This is a genomic window from Rickettsia sp. MAE-05, assembly GCF_057319745.1.
In genome coordinates this window covers 193,148-211,460 of the sequence record NZ_JBLTIO010000001.1, presented here as the reverse complement: position 1 = coordinate 211,460, position 18,313 = coordinate 193,148, and the positions used below count along the sequence as shown (strand labels likewise).

Here is an 18,313-nt window from a genome sequence, read left to right as displayed (position 1 = left end):
CGAGTGGGCATTGCCCGCGTGGATCGATTTCACCTCTGTCATCCCGTGGGCTTGACCAGCGTTGTTGCATGGCTCGAAAAACGCACTCGGTGTCATTCCTGCGAAAGCAGGAATCCATCATAAAGCGAGATAAATCGAGCTTTTAATTTCAAAAATTTGCTGTATTTATGCTTTTTTTTGGATTCCTGCTTTCGCAGGAATGACATAAAACTAGCCATGCAACAACGTCGGCTTAACCACGGGATGACACCGTAGGTTTTGCCGATCTACGCAACAATGCCTCCTCGCAATGACGGAAAAGCCTATCCATGCAACAATAGAAAGCAGTTTACTATATTCATTTATTCAGATATATCCATTAAGTCAAAATTTTCTCCTAAAATACTAAAGTTAGTATCTTTCTCAAGACATAAAATATTAAAGCTAGTTTCTTCTTCGAGAATATATTCCATTAAGTTAAAATTTTTCTCAATGTATGAAATCATTGATTTGTCCGCCTTATCAGCCATTTCTAGAGCTTCAAATTGACACTCTCTTAAATAATATTGTGCTTTTTGATAATAATTAGAGCTTTTGTGTATTTTACTATACATTTCTATAGCTTCAGCGTATTTATCTAGATTGTAAAAAGAACTACCGCAATTAAATAAAGCACTTTGATAGAGTGAGAAATGGTTATCAGAGATCTGACTATAATATTTTATGGCTTCTATAAATTTCCCTTGTTGAAAGTAACACTCTCCTATATTAAACAGAGCATAAGGATAAGATGTGCTACTTTTATCTATTTTGCTATAAGCTTTTATAGCTTCTTTATATTGCTCATTCCTAAAATAATTATTTCCTTTCGTAAGATTTGGATTAGCCATGGTTCCTCCGTATTTTAATTAGATTTTTTTATAAAAAAGTATATATTACCATGAAATATGATTCCCATGTTTCATGGTAATATATATGTATCTAATAAATGTGCAAGAGGTTTTTCGTCTGAGCTACGGAAAAGCTGTAAGTTTTGATGAAGCAATTCAGTAAAAAATTCTGATTTACAGAATTTTTTTAATTATTTTCTAGATTGCTATGTAGTCTTGTTAGATGGCTCATTCGGTCATGCCTCCATATTGCAGTTACGCCTATTAAAAAGCTATACGTTCAATAAGAGTACCAATAACCTTATCATGAATATCCAATGACTTGGAAAAGCAGATTGTCTTACGTGCAAGCCTCTTGCATCTCGTTCTAAGGTTCAAGTTACTTCGTTCTATCCGTTGAGTGTATTTTTTACTGATAATATGCTTTTTAGGGTCTAATAACCTAGCATAACTCCCCCATCCATCTGTATAGTAAAAAGTCACCTTGAAATTCTCTAGTTTTTTCAGTAATGATTCTAATGTGCTATCACATCTTGTACCAAACGTATAAGCAACTACTTTTAACGAAATCTTATCCAAGGCATACCAAAGCCATCGTTGTCTGGATTTATTCTGTACATAAGACCATTGTTCATCTATCTCAGGAGCAATAATTACTTTTGTTGTACTGATAGAATGATTTATTGTTTTTAATACTAGATTTTTTTAAAACACGGATAACTGTATTGATACCCACTTTTAATACTCTTACTGTATCTCTAACTCCAGAGCCGTTGATTGACATTTCTACTATTTGCTCCTTAACTCCAGGCTTAGATGCATTATTAATATACTCCAATTGAAAATATCGATTACACCGCTTGCATTGATATCTCTGTTGTTTTGAAATTGAATATCCTGACTTTATTACTTCTTCTGTGTTGTTACAATATCTACACTTAACATCTATTTTTGCCATAACTCCTTAACTATAATTCTCTCTTATTACTGTTTGAGGATTATAGACTATTTACTCTAAACTGCAATACGGAGGCACGACCAATTAGCCCAATTAGGGAATTGTTCTGCAATAAGTTCTTTTGCTAAAAGCTCTGTAATTTCTATATTCATAACTTTTTGCCTATTATTAAGTGATCAAGTAACAGGATGACAGCGGTAGAATTGATCCATGCAATAATGCTGGGCTAGGGATGGCATAGAGGGTTTTTCAAGAATTGTCCTATACTATAATTCTAACCTCCGGAACGCCCAACTTTCAAATCCAGCTCTTTTAAATCGAATTTTATATCGATTATTGCTCCCTCTTCTTCTCTGTTCGCTATATCTAGAATGCCGCAATGTTCTTCAACTATTCTTTTGACTATAGCAAGCCCTACCCCCATACCTTTACTACTGGTCGTAACATAGCTCTCGGTAGCTTTGCCTATTAGCTCAGGCGGGAATCCTTTACCGTTATCTATTACAATAACGCTAATAAAATCGTCTTTAGCATCTATAGTAACTTCTATTTTTCTGGATTCTCGCCCTTCTATTGACTCTTCTGCGTTTTTCAATAAATTGATCATAACTTGATTTATTTGGGTAGCATCACACATAAAATCAAATTGATCTACGTTAGACTCAAATTTATACAAAATATTATCATTAAGTAATTTACGTGCTTCAACAATATGCTTAACTAAATAAACTAATTCACTTTTCGTAAATTTAGGAGCAGGAAGACGTGCAAAAAGAACAAATTCGGACACTATATTTTTAATATCGTTAGTATGGCGAATAATCATTTTTAAATAATTTTCAAATTCTGCCTTTTCCTTAATTTCAGGACTAAATTTCTTAAGTAATCTTTCAGAAGCAAGTAAAATAGGAGTTAACGGATTCTTGATTTCATGGGCTACTTTTTTTGCAACATCCGACCAAGCCATAGCCCTCTGTGCTATAACTAAATCACGTTGCTGGCGGGAAAGCTGCTTAATCATTCTATTAAATGCCGCATAAAGCGTACCTATTTCGTCTTTATCTACTTCATTTTCAGGCACTTGTACCGTTAAATCACCGTCTTTAACTTTGTCAGTTGCAGTAACTAATTTTTTAATAGGCTTTACTATTTTAGCGGTAAATATAACCCCAAAACTTATAGCTACAAAAAGAAGTAATAAGGCAATAAAGATAAACATTATAGAGAACTTAATCTGTATATTATCTATTTCGTTTTTAAGGCTATTATACTCGGCAGCTGCTCCGTTAGTTGCATCTATATGGTCGATAATTTTATTATCTACTAATCTACCGATTAATAAATACACATCATTATATTCTTTTAATTTAATCAGCATCCTTATTTTGGTTGGATCGGATTTTACTTCCACCGGTTCCCCTAAATCCGCTTTTTTAATTAAATGTGCGGGAATAGTTGCAAATGATAATGAAAAACTTAAATAACTATTAGCTACTATAGTATTAGTAGATTTGTTTAAAACTATAGCTTCATCAAGCGAACGCATCTCTGCTTCGGTATTAAGTGTTTTAGTAAATAAAGCGGGATTATGAATTAAATCGTAATACATATCGCTTAAATCTTCAGCAACGGCTAGAGCCGTTTCTTTTAGCTGTAATTTATGCTCGGCAATATAAGATTCCGCAACTATTACGGATTGATCAAGAACTGTAGAAATCTTCTTATCAAACCAAGCTTGAACACTAAGATTAAAAAAATAAACAGAAAATACTGAGACAATTATAGTTGGAATAGCTGCAACTAAACTAAAGGCAATTACAATACGATTTTGTAATTTAGAACTATCATTATTACTATTTTGAGTAAAAAATTTTTGAGTTAGTAAAACGCCTAAAATTAAAAAAATTGCTAAATCAATTAATAAGAACCCAATAATCGTACTAAAATTCTTTGATTCTAAAGATATCACATAAGAAGTAGCATAGGCAAAAATAATAGCTGCCGTTGCTAAAGTAAAAATTAGCACTCTACTAGAAAAATAAGAACGTAAATTTTTTTTAAGATAACTAAGCATAGATACGGTTTATATGGCTATAACAATTCTTTATAACATAAAAAAAAGCTAATTGGGAATATTTGTACTTTAATGTCATTCCTGCGGGGGCGTTGCTGCGTGGACACCTAATCGTCATGAGCTATGCAGCCATAGGCGTTGTTGTATGGCTCGTTTTATGTCATTCCTGCGGAAGCAGGAATCCATTACTTTTTGCTGTCATACCATGGCTTGACCACGGGATCCAGTTAAAATACTAAAATTATTAGTGTTTTTTATTGTTTTTATGTACCTAGTTAGCAAGTCACGGGGTGAGACAGTGAGTTTTACCGGTCCACGCAACAATGCCTCGCGGGAATGACATCGAGCCATGCGAGCAGCACCCGTGGCTTTATTGCAAGGAAAATTACAAAGTAATTTGACGAAGCAATCTACATAACAAAAAAGCTAGAAATATTAATATTTCTAGCTTTTTATTTAGTATTAAAATTGTTTGAAATTTTATTCATCAAACATTTTTTTACGAGCAAATTTTCTCTGTCTTCGCACTGCTTCTTGTGCTTTACGAACACGCTTCGCTGAAGGTGTTTCATAATAACGCTGTTCTTTCATCTTACGAAAATAAAGCTCTCTTTGTAGCTTTTTCTTAAAATTCTTAAGCGTATTGTCACAATTACCGGCGTGAACATTTACTAGTATCACTAAAATTACTCTCCTTAAAAGATATTGTGGTTTATTGAACTATACCCTATAATTAAGTTATATGTCAAGGTTAAAAAATATGAGCATTAAAGAAGAACACCATATCAAAAAAATAAGTTTCGTGCAATCTTTATTAGAATTATTACCGTTTAATGAATGGAATAATAAACTACTTGAAGAAGCAGAAGAAAAATGCGGCTTTGTAAAAGGTTATGCTTTAATAGTTTTTCCGGAAGGTTTATCTGAAATAATAGAATTCTTTGAAAGCTACTTAGATAATATTATGCTAGAAAGCTTAAAGACAATAGAAGAGCCGGCAAAAATAAGAGAAAAAATATCTTTAGCGGTAAAGATTAGGATCAAAACCGTACTCCCTATTATTCATAGCAAAAATGCTGCTTATTTTGCATTAAACCCGATGCAAGGAACTGAGGTTGCTTTCCGTAGTTGCGATGCTATTTGGCGTTATGCCGGAGATAAATCTCTTGATTTTAATTACTACACTAAAAGGGGCTTATTGCTCTCGGTTTATGTTTCATCTATTCTTTTTTATATCCAAGACGAATCGGAAAATTATATTGAAACCGATAAATTTATTGAGACCGCTGTAGAAAATATAGTAAAAACTTTTTCGCAGATGAAAAAATTACTCGACCCTTCAAATATTCCCATAGTTAGAATGTTCACGTAGGTATATTTAATGGGTAATATTAATTTTTCATCAAATTAGAAATACTATGAAACTTATAAATAAAGTTAATAATGAATTACATTTAATCACTTTTCATAAGGCTGTAAAAGAAGCTCAAGAATTGTTTAAACAACATGGTTCTAAATCAGAATCATTTGTTGATGAATTTTTAAAGCAGAAATATCAAGAAGCAAATAAAGAAAATTCTAAGTTTTAATATTATTCGTATAGTATCGTCATTGCGAGGAAATTGTGATGTTGTTGCATAGATAGGTTTATGTCATTCCTGCGAAAGCAGGAATCCATAGGGCTACTCAACTAAATCTTTCCATTCAGGGTTAGCTTTTTCTATCAGTTCTATTTTCCAGTTACGTTTCCACTTTTTCAAATTTTTCTCTCTTGTAATTGCTTCTTTAATATCAGTAAACTCTTCTGTATACACTATAAAGTACCATGCTTATTAGAACATAATATATATACCCAATACATTTTTTGTTTTTTAGTTTTATTTTATGGATTCCTGCTTTCGCAGGAATGACATCGAGTAGGTTTTTCAAATAGGAGTTAACACAGTTTTTAGTATTAGAAAGTTCCTTGGTTTTCATTTGTCTCTTAAAATTAAACAGTTTAGTACAAATTATATATTTATCTCTGTGTCATTATCTATTATTATAAACCAAACTATTATAATAATTTCTAAAATAATGACAAATACTAAATATTATCCTGAAGTTAGTTCAAATGCTGATTTTGCTGCTATAGAGCGAGAGATACTAAAATTTTGGCAAGACAATAATATATTCCAAAAATCTATTGATGATAGGACCGGAGAGGCGGAATTTATTTTTTATGACGGTCCACCTTTTGCAAACGGTTTGCCGCATTACGGTCACTTGCTTACCGGCTTTATTAAAGACGTATATGCTAGATACCAAACAGTTAAAGGTAAGAAAGTCGAGCGTCGCTTCGGCTGGGACTGTCACGGTCTTCCTGCTGAAATGCAATCAGAGAAAGAACTTGGCATTTCAGGGCGTCTTGCAATAACTAATTTCGGTATAGAGAAGTTCAATAGCCATTGCAGAGCTTCGGTAATGAAATATGCGAGTGACTGGGAAGAATATGTAACTCGTCAAGCACGATGGGTGGATTTTAAAAATTCTTATAAAACGATGGATAAGAATTTTATGGAATCTGTCCTTTGGGCATTTAAGGAGTTATATAATAAAGGGCTATTATACGAATCTATGCGGGTAATGCCTTATTCTTGGGCATGCGAAACACCGCTTTCTAATTTTGAAACAAGGCTTGATAATTCTTATCGTGAGCGAGCAGATAAAGCTGTAACGGTGAGTTTTGTACTAACCGATGTCATTCCCGCGAAAGCGGGAATCCAGGGAAAAATGGATCCCCGCCTACGCGGGGATGACATTGAAGGAGACAGACGTGACATAGAATATAGAATCCTCGCTTGGACCACGACGCCTTGGACACTTCCCTCAAATCTAGCCTTAGCCGTCGGTAGTGATATCGATTATGCGTTAGTACCAAAAGGAGATATTTATTACATTATAGCCGCCTCTTCCGTCTCTAAATATACAAAAGAGCTAGAACTAAAAGGGGATAAGAAATTTACTACTATTAAAGGCTCAGAGCTTCAAGGATTGAGCTATAAGCCGTTATTTAGCTATTTCGAGAATCATCCAAACAGCTTCAAGATATTTGCCGGCGACTTTGTGGTTGAGGGTGACGGTACGGGAGTCGTACACATGGCTCCCGGCTTTGGTGAAGATGACCAAATACTTTGTGAATCGAAAGGAATCTCACTTGTTTGCCCTGTTGATAATAGCGGTAAATTCACTAAAGAAATTCCTGACTTAGAGGGTTTGCAAGTATTTGACGCAAACGACAAAATAATTATCAAACTGAAAGAACAAGGAAATTGGCTAAAAACCGAGCAGTATATTCATAATTACCCTCATTGCTGGCGAACAGATACGCCTCTTATATATAAGGCCGTTCCATCATGGTACGTAAAGGTTACGCAGTTTAAAGATAGGATGGTAGAGCTTAATCAGCAAATTAACTGGATACCTTTCCATGTTAAAGATAATTTGTTTGGTAAGTGGCTTGAAAATGCCCGTGATTGGTCAATAAGCCGTAATAGATTTTGGGGAACGCCGCTACCTGTATGGAAATCTGACGATCCAAAATATCCACGTATAGATGTTTACGGTTCTATAGAGGAATTAGAGAAAGATTTCGGCGTTAAAGTTACTGATTTACATCGTCCGTTTATTGATGAACTGACTCGGGCCAACCCTAACGATCCAACCGGTAAATCAACAATGCGTAGAATCGAAGACGTGTTTGATTGCTGGTTTGAAAGCGGCTCAATGCCATATGGGCAAGCCCACTACCCTTTTGAAAATAAAGAATGGTTTGAGGATCATTTTCCGGCTGATTTTATAGTTGAATACTCAGCTCAAACACGTGGTTGGTTTTATACTTTAATGGTATTATCTACCGCTTTATTTGATCGCCCACCGTTTTTAAATTGTATATGCCACGGCGTGATTTTAGACGCTACTGGTCAAAAGCTCTCAAAGCGTCTTAATAACTATGCCGATCCGCTGGAGCTATTTGATAAATACGGCTCTGACGCTTTAAGAGTTACGATGCTTTCTTCAAACGTCGTTAAAGGTCAGGAGCTATTAATCGATAAAGACGGCAAAATGGTATTTGATACGCTTCGCCTATTCATCAAACCTATTTGGAATGCTTACCATTTCTTCACAATGTACGCTAATGCCGATTCACTTAAAGGCGAGCTTAATTTTGCTTCTCAAAACGTGCTTGATATTTATATATTGTCTAAGCTCAAAATAGCAGTAAATAAAATTGAAGAAAGTTTAGATAATTTCGATACGCAAACGGCTTATCATACAGTTTCAGAATTTTTTGAAGTATTGAACAACTGGTATATAAGACGAAGTAGGGCAAGATTTTGGAAAAGCGAAAAAGATGCAGATAAACAAAATGCTTATAATACTCTGTATTCATGTTTAGAGACTATGGCAATTGCAATGTCGGCACTAGTGCCTATGATTGCGGAGGCGATATATTTGGGGTTATGTCATAAACGACCGGACGTCATTGCGAGGAAAGACTTAAGTCTTGACGAAGCAATCTCAGGAAATTCTCATGAGATTGCCACGGCACTTTCAGTGCCTCGCAATGACGGTTTAGTATCCACGCCGGCAACACCGCCTCGCAATGGCGGTTCTATCTCTGTCCATCTATGCAACTACCCTAATCTCTCAAGCTTTGAGATAAATCACGAGCTAGTTGCTACCATGGATAACGTACTTGATATTTGCAGTAATAGCTTGTTTATCCGAAGCACTGAAAATATCAGAGTAAGGCAGCCGCTTGCTAGCATAACTATTATCAGTAAACATAATGATAAACTAAAAAGCTTTGAAGATTTAATTAAAGACGAAATTAATGTCAAATCAGTAATTTATCGTGATGATTTAGAGAATTACGCAAGCAAAAAACTATCGATTAATTTCCCAATGCTTGGTAAACGTCTTCCCGCTAAAATGAAAGAGATAATAGCCGCCTCTAAAAAAGGTGAGTGGGAAGCTATCGGAGGCGGTTTAGCTATATGCGGTGAAACCTTAAATAGCGACGAATATAAGCTAGTTTTAGAGCCGTATTCACACATTAAAGGAGCAGCAAGTTTTGAGGATGATAGTAGCTTGCTCATACTTGATTTAGAGCTAACTCCTGAATTAATAGAAGAAGGATACGCAAGAGACATTGTACGCTTCATACAACAGGCTCGAAAAGATGCCGATTTCTCTATAACCGACAGGATTTTAATTGAAATAATAAGCGAGTTTGATTTATCTAAGATAATTGATAATTATGGAGACTTTATTAAAGAACAAACTTTAGGCGAGTTTGCTAAAAATTTCACGCCTGATTATGTAAGTAAAGTAGAATTAGAGAATCATCAAATACAACTTAAAGTTAAGAGATCGTAAATTATTTTACTATCAATTAAGATATTGATAATTTACTTAGATTAATCTATAGTACGCACGCTATAAATTAATTGTCATGCCTCCATATTGCAGTTACGCCTATTAAAAAGCTATACGTTCAATAAGTTCTCTAGTTTTTTCAGTAATGATTCTAATGTGCTATCACATCTTGTACCAAACGTATAAGCAACTACTTTTAACGAAATCTTATCCAAGGCATACCAAAGCCATCGTTGTCTGGATTTATTCTGTACATAAGACCATTGTTCATCTATCTCAGGAGCAATAATTACTTCTGTTGTACTGATAGAATGATTTATTGTTTTTAATACTAGATTTTTTTAAAACACGGATAACTGTATTGATACCCACTTTTAATACTCTTACTGTATCTCTAACTCCAGAGCCGTTGATTGACATTTCTACTATTTGCCCCTTAACTCCAGGCTTAGATGCATTATTAATATACTCCAATTGAAAATATCGATTACACCGCTTGCATTGATATCTCTGTTGTTTTGGGAGGCACGACCAGGCTGGGCTTTGTGGAAAGCTTTAATTGCTCCACTAGATGGTCTTTATGCTGTTAAGAATTTACAAATTATTCATGATATTTTATATGAGCATGAAAAGTTATGATTGAGATAGGTATTTATTAAATACTATATCAATGAGTAAAGATATATGCACAGTATATAATAAAGAATATTAGCATTAGTGATGATTAGATTTTAACTAAAGTTTTGTAATGATTATAAGCTGTAAAAGCAGGATCTAAATTAGATATATAGAACAAAAATAAAAAAAATAAAATAATTTCAAAATTGTAGTTGACAGGGCTGATTATATTGCATATAACTACACCTATCCAAAGCGATAAATGAAAAAAAGTCGCAGCTGTTTTTAAAAGTAAATAATTAGATATAGATAGTGACAGTAAACATGTACATATCACAAAAGTGATAATTAAACCTGTCAATTTTTTAAAGTAAAACTGACAGAATCAAACTTGAGAGTTTGATCCTGGCTCAGAACGAACGCTATCGGTATGCTTAACACATGCAAGTCGGACGGACTAATTGGGGCTTGCTCCAATTAGTTAGTGGCAGACGGGTGAGTAACACGTGGGAATCTGCCCATCAGTACGGAATAACTTTTAGAAATAAAAGCTAATACCGTATATTCTCTACGGAGGAAAGATTTATCGCTGATGGATGAGCCCGCGTCAGATTAGGTAGTTGGTGAGGTAACGGCTCACCAAGCCGACGATCTGTAGCTGGTCTGAGAGGATGATCAGCCACACTGGGACTGAGACACGGCCCAGACTCCTACGGGAGGCAGCAGTGGGGAATATTGGACAATGGGCGAAAGCCTGATCCAGCAATACCGAGTGAGTGATGAAGGCCTTAGGGTTGTAAAGCTCTTTTAGCAAGGAAGATAATGACGTTACTTGCAGAAAAAGCCCCGGCTAACTCCGTGCCAGCAGCCGCGGTAAGACGGAGGGGGCTAGCGTTGTTCGGAATTACTGGGCGTAAAGAGTGCGTAGGCGGTTTAGTAAGTTGGAAGTGAAAGCCCGGGGCTTAACCTCGGAATTGCTTTCAAAACTACTAATCTAGAGTGTAGTAGGGGATGATGGAATTCCTAGTGTAGAGGTGAAATTCTTAGATATTAGGAGGAACACCGGTGGCGAAGGCGGTCATCTGGGCTACAACTGACGCTGATGCACGAAAGCGTGGGGAGCAAACAGGATTAGATACCCTGGTAGTCCACGCCGTAAACGATGAGTGCTAGATATCGGAAGATTCTCTTTCGGTTTCGCAGCTAACGCATTAAGCACTCCGCCTGGGGAGTACGGTCGCAAGATTAAAACTCAAAGGAATTGACGGGGGCTCGCACAAGCGGTGGAGCATGCGGTTTAATTCGATGTTACACGAAAAACCTTACCAACCCTTGACATGGTGGTCGCGGATCGCAGAGATGCTTTCCTTCAGCTCGGCTGGACCACACACAGGTGTTGCATGGCTGTCGTCAGCTCGTGTCGTGAGATGTTGGGTTAAGTCCCGCAACGAGCGCAACCCTCATTCTTATTTGCCAGCGGGTAATGCCGGGAACTATAAGAAAACTGCCGGTGATAAGCCGGAGGAAGGTGGGGACGACGTCAAGTCATCATGGCCCTTACGGGTTGGGCTACACGCGTGCTACAATGGTGTTTACAGAGGGAAGCAAGACGGCGACGTGGAGCAAATCCCTAAAAGACATCTCAGTTCGGATTGTTCTCTGCAACTCGAGAGCATGAAGTTGGAATCGCTAGTAATCGCGGATCAGCATGCCGCGGTGAATACGTTCTCGGGCCTTGTACACACTGCCCGTCACGCCATGGGAGTTGGTTTTACCTGAAGGTGGTGAGCTAACGCAAGAGGCAGCCAACCACGGTAAAATTAGCGACTGGGGTGAAGTCGTAACAAGGTAGCCGTAGGGGAACCTGCGGCTGGATTACCTCCTTAAAGACTAAATTAGTATATTGCTTATATTTATATAAGTAATTACTCAGTCCAAATATTTACTGTCACTATCTTTAACTAATTGTTTGCTTTTAACTACTAAGCAGTTTCTTCTACAGGTCTTAAAAATCTTGGTCATGCCTCCATATTGCAGTTACGCCTATTAAAAAGCTATACGTTCAATAAGAGTACCAATAACCTTATCATGAATATCCAATGACTTGGAAAAGCAGATTGTCTTACGTGCAAGCCTCTTGCATCTCGTTCTAAGGTTCAAGTTACTTCGTTCTATCCGTTGAGTGTATTTTTTACTGATAATATGCTTTTTAGGGTCTAATAACCTAGCATAACTCCCCCATCCATCTGTATAGTAAAAAGTCACCTTGAAATTCTCTAGTTTTTTCAGTAATGATTCTAATGTGCTATCACATCTTGTACCAAACGTATAAGCAACTACTTTTAACGAAATCTTATCCAAGGCATACCAAAGCCATCGTTGTCTGGATTTATTCTGTACATAAGACCATTGTTCATCTATCTCAGGAGCAATAATTACTTCTGTTGTACTGATAGAATGATTTATTGTTTTTAATACTAGATTTTTTTAAAACACGGATAACTGTATTGATACCCGCTTTTAATACTCTTACTGTATCTCTAACTCCAGAGCCGTTGATTGACATTTCTACTATTTGCTCCTTAACTCCAGGCTTAGATGCATTATTAATATACTCCAATTGAAAATATCGATTACACCGCTTGCATTGATATCTCTGTTGTTTTGAAATTGAATATCCTGACTTTATTACTTCTTCTGTGTTGTTACAATATCTACACTTAACATCTATTTTTGCCATAACTCCTTAACTATAATTCTCTCTTATTACTGTTTGAGGATTATAGACTATTTACTCTAAACTGCAATACGGAGGCATGACCAAAATATCCTTCTCATTATTTAGTAGCAATGGAGAATATTGCTCCTTGTGCGAAATAAGAAATTATTTATATTTTAAATAATTGCGAGGAAAAATTGAAAATTTTGATGAAGCAATCTAATTAAATTCTGAATTACCATGCTCTCTACGTTCGCGGTGTTGTTGCATGGCTCAAAAAATGCGTTTTATGTCATTCCTGCGAAAGCGGAAATGATATAAATAAATCATGCAACAATGCTTACGTTCATTCGCTAATAGCGATATCTGTTGATAGTTAGCAATACCTGTCAACAGAATCTAGTAATTCTTGACATATTTTTATATTAATAATATCTTCCTATTAAAATTTGAGAGATATCTAGGTTAATTTATGAAAGTTGCCAAATCACAAGCAAAGATACTTTTTTCAGCATTAGATGAATGGAATAATACCGGTTTACTTGATGATAATACGACTATATTACTTAAAAACGATATAGAAATATTAAATTTTGATTGGAAGAAATTAGCTAGATATTCTTTTTGGATTTCTTTAATATGTATAGTTATTGCTATTAATGCTATTTTGTCTGATCGTTATCTACGAGAATTATTAGAATATATTTTTAATGCCCCGTATCTGCTGAAATTTATTACCTTATCAACTTTATCGGGAATAATTTATTTTGTTGGTTTTAAAAGACAGCAACAAAAACCAGAGAAAATTTTTAGCAATGGGGCAATATTATTTTTAGGGGTCTTAACCACTGCTTGTGCTATTTATCAACTAGGAAAAGCATTTGATTCAGGGAGTGGACATTTTTCCATTTTATTGCTTTTATCTTTTATTGTTTATGCCATATTAGGATATTTCTCTAAATCAAATTTAATTTGGTGCTTTGCTTTAATTTCACTAGGTAGTTGGATGGGAGCAGAAACCGGGTATATGTCAGGATGGGGAGCATATTACTTAGGTATGAATTATCCATTACGTTTTATATTATTTGGAGGAATCTTAACATTTTCTGCTCTTGCACTAGAGGAAAATAAAAAATTCAATCATTTTACTCAAGTAACTCTTGTAATTGGTTTATTATATTCATTTATTGCAATGTGGTTATTATCAATATTTGGAAATTATGACCCTGAAGATTATAGCACCTGGCGGTTGGTAAAGCCGATAGAATTATTTCATTGGTCTTTATTATTTGCCTTAATGTCCGGAGCAGCTATTTATCACGGTTTAAAACAAGATAATTCGATAACTAAAGGATTTGGAGTTGCTTTTTTATTTATTAATTTATATACAAGATTTTTTGAATATTTTTGGAATACAACTCATAAAGCAGTATTTTTTACAATTCTAGGAATAAGCTTTTGGTGGCTTGGAAGCAAAGCAGAGAAAATTTGGAATCTTACTGCGGTCATGCCGTCTTACGTGCAAGCCTCTTGCATCTCGTTCTAAGGTTCAAGTTACTTCGTTCTATCCGTTGAGTGTATTTTTTACTGATAATATGCTTTTTAGGGTCTAATAACCTAGCATAACTCCCCCATCCATCTGTATAGTAAAAAGTCACCTTGAAATTCTCTAGTTTTTTCAGTAATGATTCTAATGTGCTATCACATCTTGTACCAAACGTATAAGCAACTACTTTTAACGAAATCTTATCCAAGGCATACCAAAGCCATCGTTGTCTGGATTTATTCTGTACATAAGACCATTGTTCATCTATCTCAGGAGCAATAATTACTTCTGTTGTACTGATAGAATGATTTATTGTTTTTAATACTAGATTTTTTTAAAACACGGATAACTGTATTGATACCCACTTTTAATACTCTTACTGTATCTCTAACTCCAGAGCCGTTGATTGACATTTCTACTATTTGCTCCTTAACTCCAGGCTTAGATGCATTATTAATATACTCTTACTGCAAAAAAATAATTAATATATACAAGTTCTGCTGTTGTGTAGTTTTTAAGCAATAATATATAAATTAATTATTTTTAATTCACAAAATGTCTTAATAAAACATAATAAATATCCTACAATAATATTAAAAAACATTAAGGGCAAAATATATGAATTATTTAGGATATGGTGGTATTTCTCTTGGAACAATACTTGCAATAGTAATATCGTTTAATGTGAATAAATCAATATTATGGGCTATCATTCATGGATTTTTTGGATGGTTTTATATAGTATATTATTTGTTATTTAGAAAATAGACTTCTTGCATAACCTCCTTTTAAAGATGATTTGTACGTTAATCCGGTATTGCCGCGTGGACCGGTAAAACCCACTGTGTCACCCCGTGGCTTGCTAACTAGGTACATAAAAACAATAAAAAATACTAATAATTTTAGTATTTTTAGCTGGATCCCGTGGTCAAGCCACGGGATGACACAGGCTAAATCGATCCACGCAACAACGCCTCCTCGCAATGACGATTAGATATCCATGCAACATATCTACTCGCATCCTCATATATTTATATACGCTGTGGTGGCAAGTGCTTTCGTGTTTCTTTCAAACTTTCTTTCTAAGATAGGTTATGTAAGAAGTCTAATAATAGGAATCATCTGCAAGAATAAAAGCTTTAAGTTGCTTTAAAGAGTGAAGTTTGTTAATCTCTACAAAAACATATTTGAGATTATATGATAACTACATATTTAAAGGAAAATAATTCTATAGTAAAAAATGAAGAATATATTATTAATGAATCTACATTATGGATTGATTTATTCAATATAACCGATGAAGAAAAAGTAATAGTAAAAAATACATTAAATATAGAAATACCAACTTTAAAGGATATATCACAAATTGAGATTTCCGAGAGGTTATATGTTGAAAATGAGGCGTTATATCTAACTATTACAGAACTTATTAATAAAGAGCAAGAATTTCCCGAAACACATTCTATAGTATTTATTTTGCATAAAGGTTGTCTTATAACAGTTCGTTACGTAGAATTAATACCCTTTAATGACTGTATAAATAAATTTGCTAAGCAGCTTAATAACAAATATAATGCAGAAAATATTTTATTTATGTTACTTCGTAATATGGTAACAAGATTATCGAATATTGTACAGTCGATTAGTATGGATATTGATGATTATGGACGTTTAATACTTGATAATAACATTAATGATTTGCGTATAGATCATACCAATGTATTAAAGAAAATAGGTCGAAAAGGTGATTTACTTTCTAAAAGTCGTGAATGTTTATTTTCTTTAACTATGGCTATTCAATATATTTTAAAATCTCCACAAATAACTCAAAATAAAGCATCTAAGGATCTATTAGATACATTGCTTCGAGACGTAGACTCAATAATTAATTTTTCACAATTTATATCTAGTGAGATTGCAAGAACTCTAGACGCAGCACTAGGTATGATTGCTATTGAACAAAATAATATTATTAAAATTTTCTCGTTGGTTACTATATTTTTTCTCCCACCTACTTTAATAGCCAGTATTTACGGCATGAATTTTACCGTAATGCCTGAGCTTAAATCACCGTATGGTTATCCTATAGCTTTATCTTTAATGCTATTATCTACAATTATTACCTATAAATATTTTAAGAAACGGAAGTGGTTATAAGTTTTTATTGATAATAGTTTGATAGAATTTTACATAAAAATCAATGACCGTATTTTATAGTCAATTGATTTGGATTCGCCTACTAGTCTATAGGTTTCGCTCCTTGCTTCTTGTATGAAAATCCAATTGAATTGACTATATGACATTGACACTATCTTAATTAATTATTATATTACCAAAAGTTAAAATTTCTTAAATTTTAATTTAATAATAATTAGGATTTGAATATGAGCGAATTAGATTTTGAAGTAGAAAAGACAAGTTTTGTAGTAAGTGTTATTGATGCTATTGAAGAGTATATAAAAGCAGAATTTTTATTTGACTATGAAAAGCAAAAAGAAAATTTTCAGTATATTTACAATAATTTAAAGTACCTTAACCAATCAATGCCTATTGAGAATGCTAAGGTTATGAAAGAGTTTTTCAGATTAAAATCAGAATTTAGAAAATATATTAAAGATAAAGATAAGAATGTAGATAAGGAGTTTTTGAAGTTAATATATATAGAGTCTTCTAAATTTATAAAAGAAAAAATTGTAGAAATAGAGAACAAAATAGAGCGTATTAAAAACGGTCAAGCTGAAAATGAAGAAGAAAAAGAGGCTTATAACTGGAGTAAGAGTAATGAATTAAAGCAAAAAGAAATAGAAGATGCGTATAAGAAAAAACAAGACGAGGAAAGTATAGACAATTATAAACAATTAAGTGTAGAGGTGCAAGCGTCAAGGCCTAAAGCATCAACAGAAAAGCATTTGTTAGTTAAAGATGGAATGTTAAGTGCAGAAGAAATAGAGTCTATTATTTCAAATTATCCATTGTTAGAGATATTAGCTAGTAGTTATTCCAGGGAAAATAACATAAATGAAGATAGAATTATTGAAGCTAGAATTATAGTAAGAAGATTGTTTGAAATTGCTCGTAATTATTATGAAGATGATAAGCAAAAAGGCATAAATGAACTTGGAGCAATAAACTATACAAAAGCAACTTATCTTCTTAATGAAAATATTCAAAAATTACTTAAACAAAAGCAACTTAGTTTTAAAGATATTGATTACGTAGTTGGTAATGAGTTAGAGAAGTTATGTGAGTTAATAGCAGGAAATAGTGCAATTCTTACTCTTAATAATGAGCAAATACATAGCAGTAATGATTTTTTTGATTTAGCAATATTAGGTAGATTAGAAGAAACTCTCAAAAAATTATCCGAGGATTTTACGGTAAATGATGAGCGGATAAAATTCTATAGAACACTAACAGAGGAAAATGATAAAAAATTCTTTTTTGAAAATTGGAAGTTAATAAAATGGTTTTCCGATACCATAACTTATGAGGAACTATTGCAGTTGTTACCTAGTAAAAAATTTTTATTAGATCTCTTAAAAGATAAAAATCTATATAAACTAGCAGAAAAAATGACTATTGCTAAAAATGAGTTACTTGAAATGTCACAAGAGGCACAAGAAAATTATTTAAAAGAAATAAAAATTGAAGATTGTTTAGATATTCATGTAGACTTTATGAATATAAATACTCTTAGACTTGTTCTAGAATCAAATACGACTCTTACTAATATCTCATTCAATTCTGATACTAACGTAATTATAGAAACAGGAAAATCTTTGAATATTGCCGCTACTAACTATAGGATCAGGAAGCACTTTAAATATATCCGGTGAGGGTACACTAACTCTAGGATCAAATATTGTTTCAAAAAATATAATAGAAAATATAAATTATAAAGGAATAACTCCTGAAATTCTTTTAAATAATACTATTGCACTCAATTTAAATTTTACGGAAGAAAATATATATAATAATTCAGATACAATAATATTGGGAGATATTGATTCGGAGATTTAATAAACTCTATTTTTATACTCAACTAGGATAAGATTTTTTAAATCTTATCCTTTCTCGCTTTATTTGTAATGCTATTATCTATAATTAT

General features: G+C 33.7%; 16 protein-coding genes, 1 rRNA gene and 2 pseudogenes. 8 read left to right on the top strand and 11 right to left on the bottom strand.

Going from position 1 to position 18,313, the window contains the following annotated elements:
• Positions 1-341: 341 nt before the first annotated feature.
• From ACNFN7_RS01210 to rpsU, 4 genes are all read right to left on the bottom strand, one after another.
• Positions 342-869, bottom strand: a complete 528-nt coding sequence (locus ACNFN7_RS01210; protein ID WP_485440527.1) for a tetratricopeptide repeat protein — start codon at positions 867-869, stop codon at positions 342-344.
• Positions 870-1,133: 264 nt separating this feature from the next.
• Positions 1,134-1,827 (bottom strand): IS1 family transposase gene (locus ACNFN7_RS01205; protein ID WP_485440526.1). Its coding sequence is split into 2 segments (ribosomal slippage): positions 1,134-1,542 and positions 1,541-1,827, totalling 696 coding nucleotides; the frame shifts between segments, so codons are not numbered across the junction.
• Between the two features lie 274 nt (positions 1,828-2,101).
• Positions 2,102-3,901 carry a sensor histidine kinase NtrY-like gene (locus ACNFN7_RS01200; RefSeq protein ID WP_485440525.1) on the bottom strand — a complete coding sequence of 600 codons (1,800 nt, stop codon included), beginning with the start codon at positions 3,899-3,901 and terminating at the stop codon, positions 2,102-2,104.
• A 480-nt stretch (positions 3,902-4,381) separates the two neighbouring features.
• Positions 4,382-4,582 (bottom strand): 30S ribosomal protein S21, encoded by a 201-nt coding sequence (gene rpsU, locus ACNFN7_RS01195; protein WP_485440524.1) that lies wholly within the window; start codon positions 4,580-4,582, stop codon positions 4,382-4,384.
• Between the two features lie 79 nt (positions 4,583-4,661).
• On the opposite strand from rpsU, the gene ACNFN7_RS01190 reads away from it, so the two are divergent.
• Together ACNFN7_RS01190 and ACNFN7_RS01185 are read left to right on the top strand one after the other, a co-directional pair.
• Positions 4,662-5,273, top strand: a complete 612-nt coding sequence (locus ACNFN7_RS01190) for a COQ9 family protein (protein ID WP_485440523.1) — start codon at positions 4,662-4,664, stop codon at positions 5,271-5,273.
• A gap of 46 nt (positions 5,274-5,319) precedes the next feature.
• On the top strand, positions 5,320-5,490 hold the full coding sequence (locus tag ACNFN7_RS01185) for a hypothetical protein (protein ID WP_175265467.1): 171 nt from the start codon (positions 5,320-5,322) through the stop codon (positions 5,488-5,490).
• 93 nt (positions 5,491-5,583) lie between these two features.
• Here ACNFN7_RS01185 and ACNFN7_RS01180 read toward each other — a convergent pair.
• A pseudogene (locus tag ACNFN7_RS01180) lies at positions 5,584-5,762 on the bottom strand (GIY-YIG nuclease family protein).
• Positions 5,763-5,977: 215 nt separating this feature from the next.
• Here ACNFN7_RS01180 and ileS point away from each other — a divergent pair.
• Positions 5,978-9,322 (top strand): isoleucine--tRNA ligase, encoded by a 3,345-nt coding sequence (ileS, locus tag ACNFN7_RS01175; RefSeq protein ID WP_485440522.1) that lies wholly within the window; start codon positions 5,978-5,980, stop codon positions 9,320-9,322.
• A 110-nt stretch (positions 9,323-9,432) separates the two neighbouring features.
• On the opposite strand, the gene ACNFN7_RS01170 is transcribed toward ileS, so the two are convergent.
• The gene (locus ACNFN7_RS01170; protein ID WP_485440863.1) at positions 9,433-9,597 is read right to left on the bottom strand and encodes an IS1 family transposase; all 165 of its coding nucleotides are present in this window, start codon (positions 9,595-9,597) and stop codon (positions 9,433-9,435) included.
• 1 nt (position 9,598) lies between these two features.
• On the bottom strand, positions 9,599-9,796 hold the full coding sequence (locus tag ACNFN7_RS01165; protein ID WP_485440521.1) for an IS1-like element transposase: 198 nt from the start codon (positions 9,794-9,796) through the stop codon (positions 9,599-9,601).
• Here ACNFN7_RS01165 and ACNFN7_RS01160 point away from each other — a divergent pair, their 5' ends adjacent.
• Together ACNFN7_RS01160 and ACNFN7_RS01155 are read left to right on the top strand one after the other, a co-directional pair.
• Positions 9,797-9,961 carry a hypothetical protein gene (locus ACNFN7_RS01160; RefSeq protein ID WP_485440520.1) on the top strand — a complete coding sequence of 55 codons (165 nt, stop codon included), beginning with the start codon at positions 9,797-9,799 and terminating at the stop codon, positions 9,959-9,961. It begins immediately after the preceding gene.
• A 366-nt stretch (positions 9,962-10,327) separates the two neighbouring features.
• A 16S ribosomal RNA gene (locus ACNFN7_RS01155) occupies positions 10,328-11,826 on the top strand.
• A 160-nt stretch (positions 11,827-11,986) separates the two neighbouring features.
• On the opposite strand, the pseudogene ACNFN7_RS01150 reads toward ACNFN7_RS01155, so the two are convergent.
• Positions 11,987-12,680, bottom strand: a pseudogene (locus ACNFN7_RS01150) (IS1 family transposase).
• Between the two features lie 451 nt (positions 12,681-13,131).
• Here ACNFN7_RS01150 and ACNFN7_RS01145 point away from each other — a divergent pair.
• Entirely contained in the window at positions 13,132-14,205 is a 1,074-nt protein-coding gene (locus tag ACNFN7_RS01145; protein ID WP_485440519.1) for a hypothetical protein, read from the top strand.
• Here the strand turns inward: ACNFN7_RS01145 and ACNFN7_RS01140 are convergent.
• The 3 genes from ACNFN7_RS01140 to ACNFN7_RS01130 form a co-directional block, all read right to left on the bottom strand.
• Positions 14,165-14,473: an IS1 family transposase gene (locus ACNFN7_RS01140; protein WP_485440862.1), complete on the bottom strand. Its 309-nt coding sequence runs from the start codon at positions 14,471-14,473 to the stop codon at positions 14,165-14,167. The genes ACNFN7_RS01145 and ACNFN7_RS01140 overlap by 41 nt on opposite strands.
• A gap of 1 nt (position 14,474) precedes the next feature.
• Positions 14,475-14,663, bottom strand: a complete 189-nt coding sequence (locus ACNFN7_RS01135; protein ID WP_485440861.1) for an IS1-like element transposase — start codon at positions 14,661-14,663, stop codon at positions 14,475-14,477.
• Positions 14,664-14,958: 295 nt separating this feature from the next.
• Positions 14,959-15,081, bottom strand: a complete 123-nt coding sequence (locus ACNFN7_RS01130) for a hypothetical protein (protein WP_485440518.1) — start codon at positions 15,079-15,081, stop codon at positions 14,959-14,961.
• 321 nt (positions 15,082-15,402) lie between these two features.
• On the opposite strand from ACNFN7_RS01130, the gene ACNFN7_RS01125 reads away from it, so the two are divergent.
• Together ACNFN7_RS01125 and ACNFN7_RS01120 are read left to right on the top strand one after the other, a co-directional pair.
• Complete coding sequence (locus ACNFN7_RS01125) at positions 15,403-16,362, top strand: magnesium transporter CorA family protein (RefSeq protein ID WP_485440517.1); 960 nt, start codon at positions 15,403-15,405, stop codon at positions 16,360-16,362.
• 227 nt (positions 16,363-16,589) lie between these two features.
• The gene (locus ACNFN7_RS01120) at positions 16,590-18,041 is read left to right on the top strand and encodes a hypothetical protein (RefSeq protein ID WP_485440516.1); all 1,452 of its coding nucleotides are present in this window, start codon (positions 16,590-16,592) and stop codon (positions 18,039-18,041) included.
• Positions 18,042-18,313: the final 272 nt, after the last annotated feature.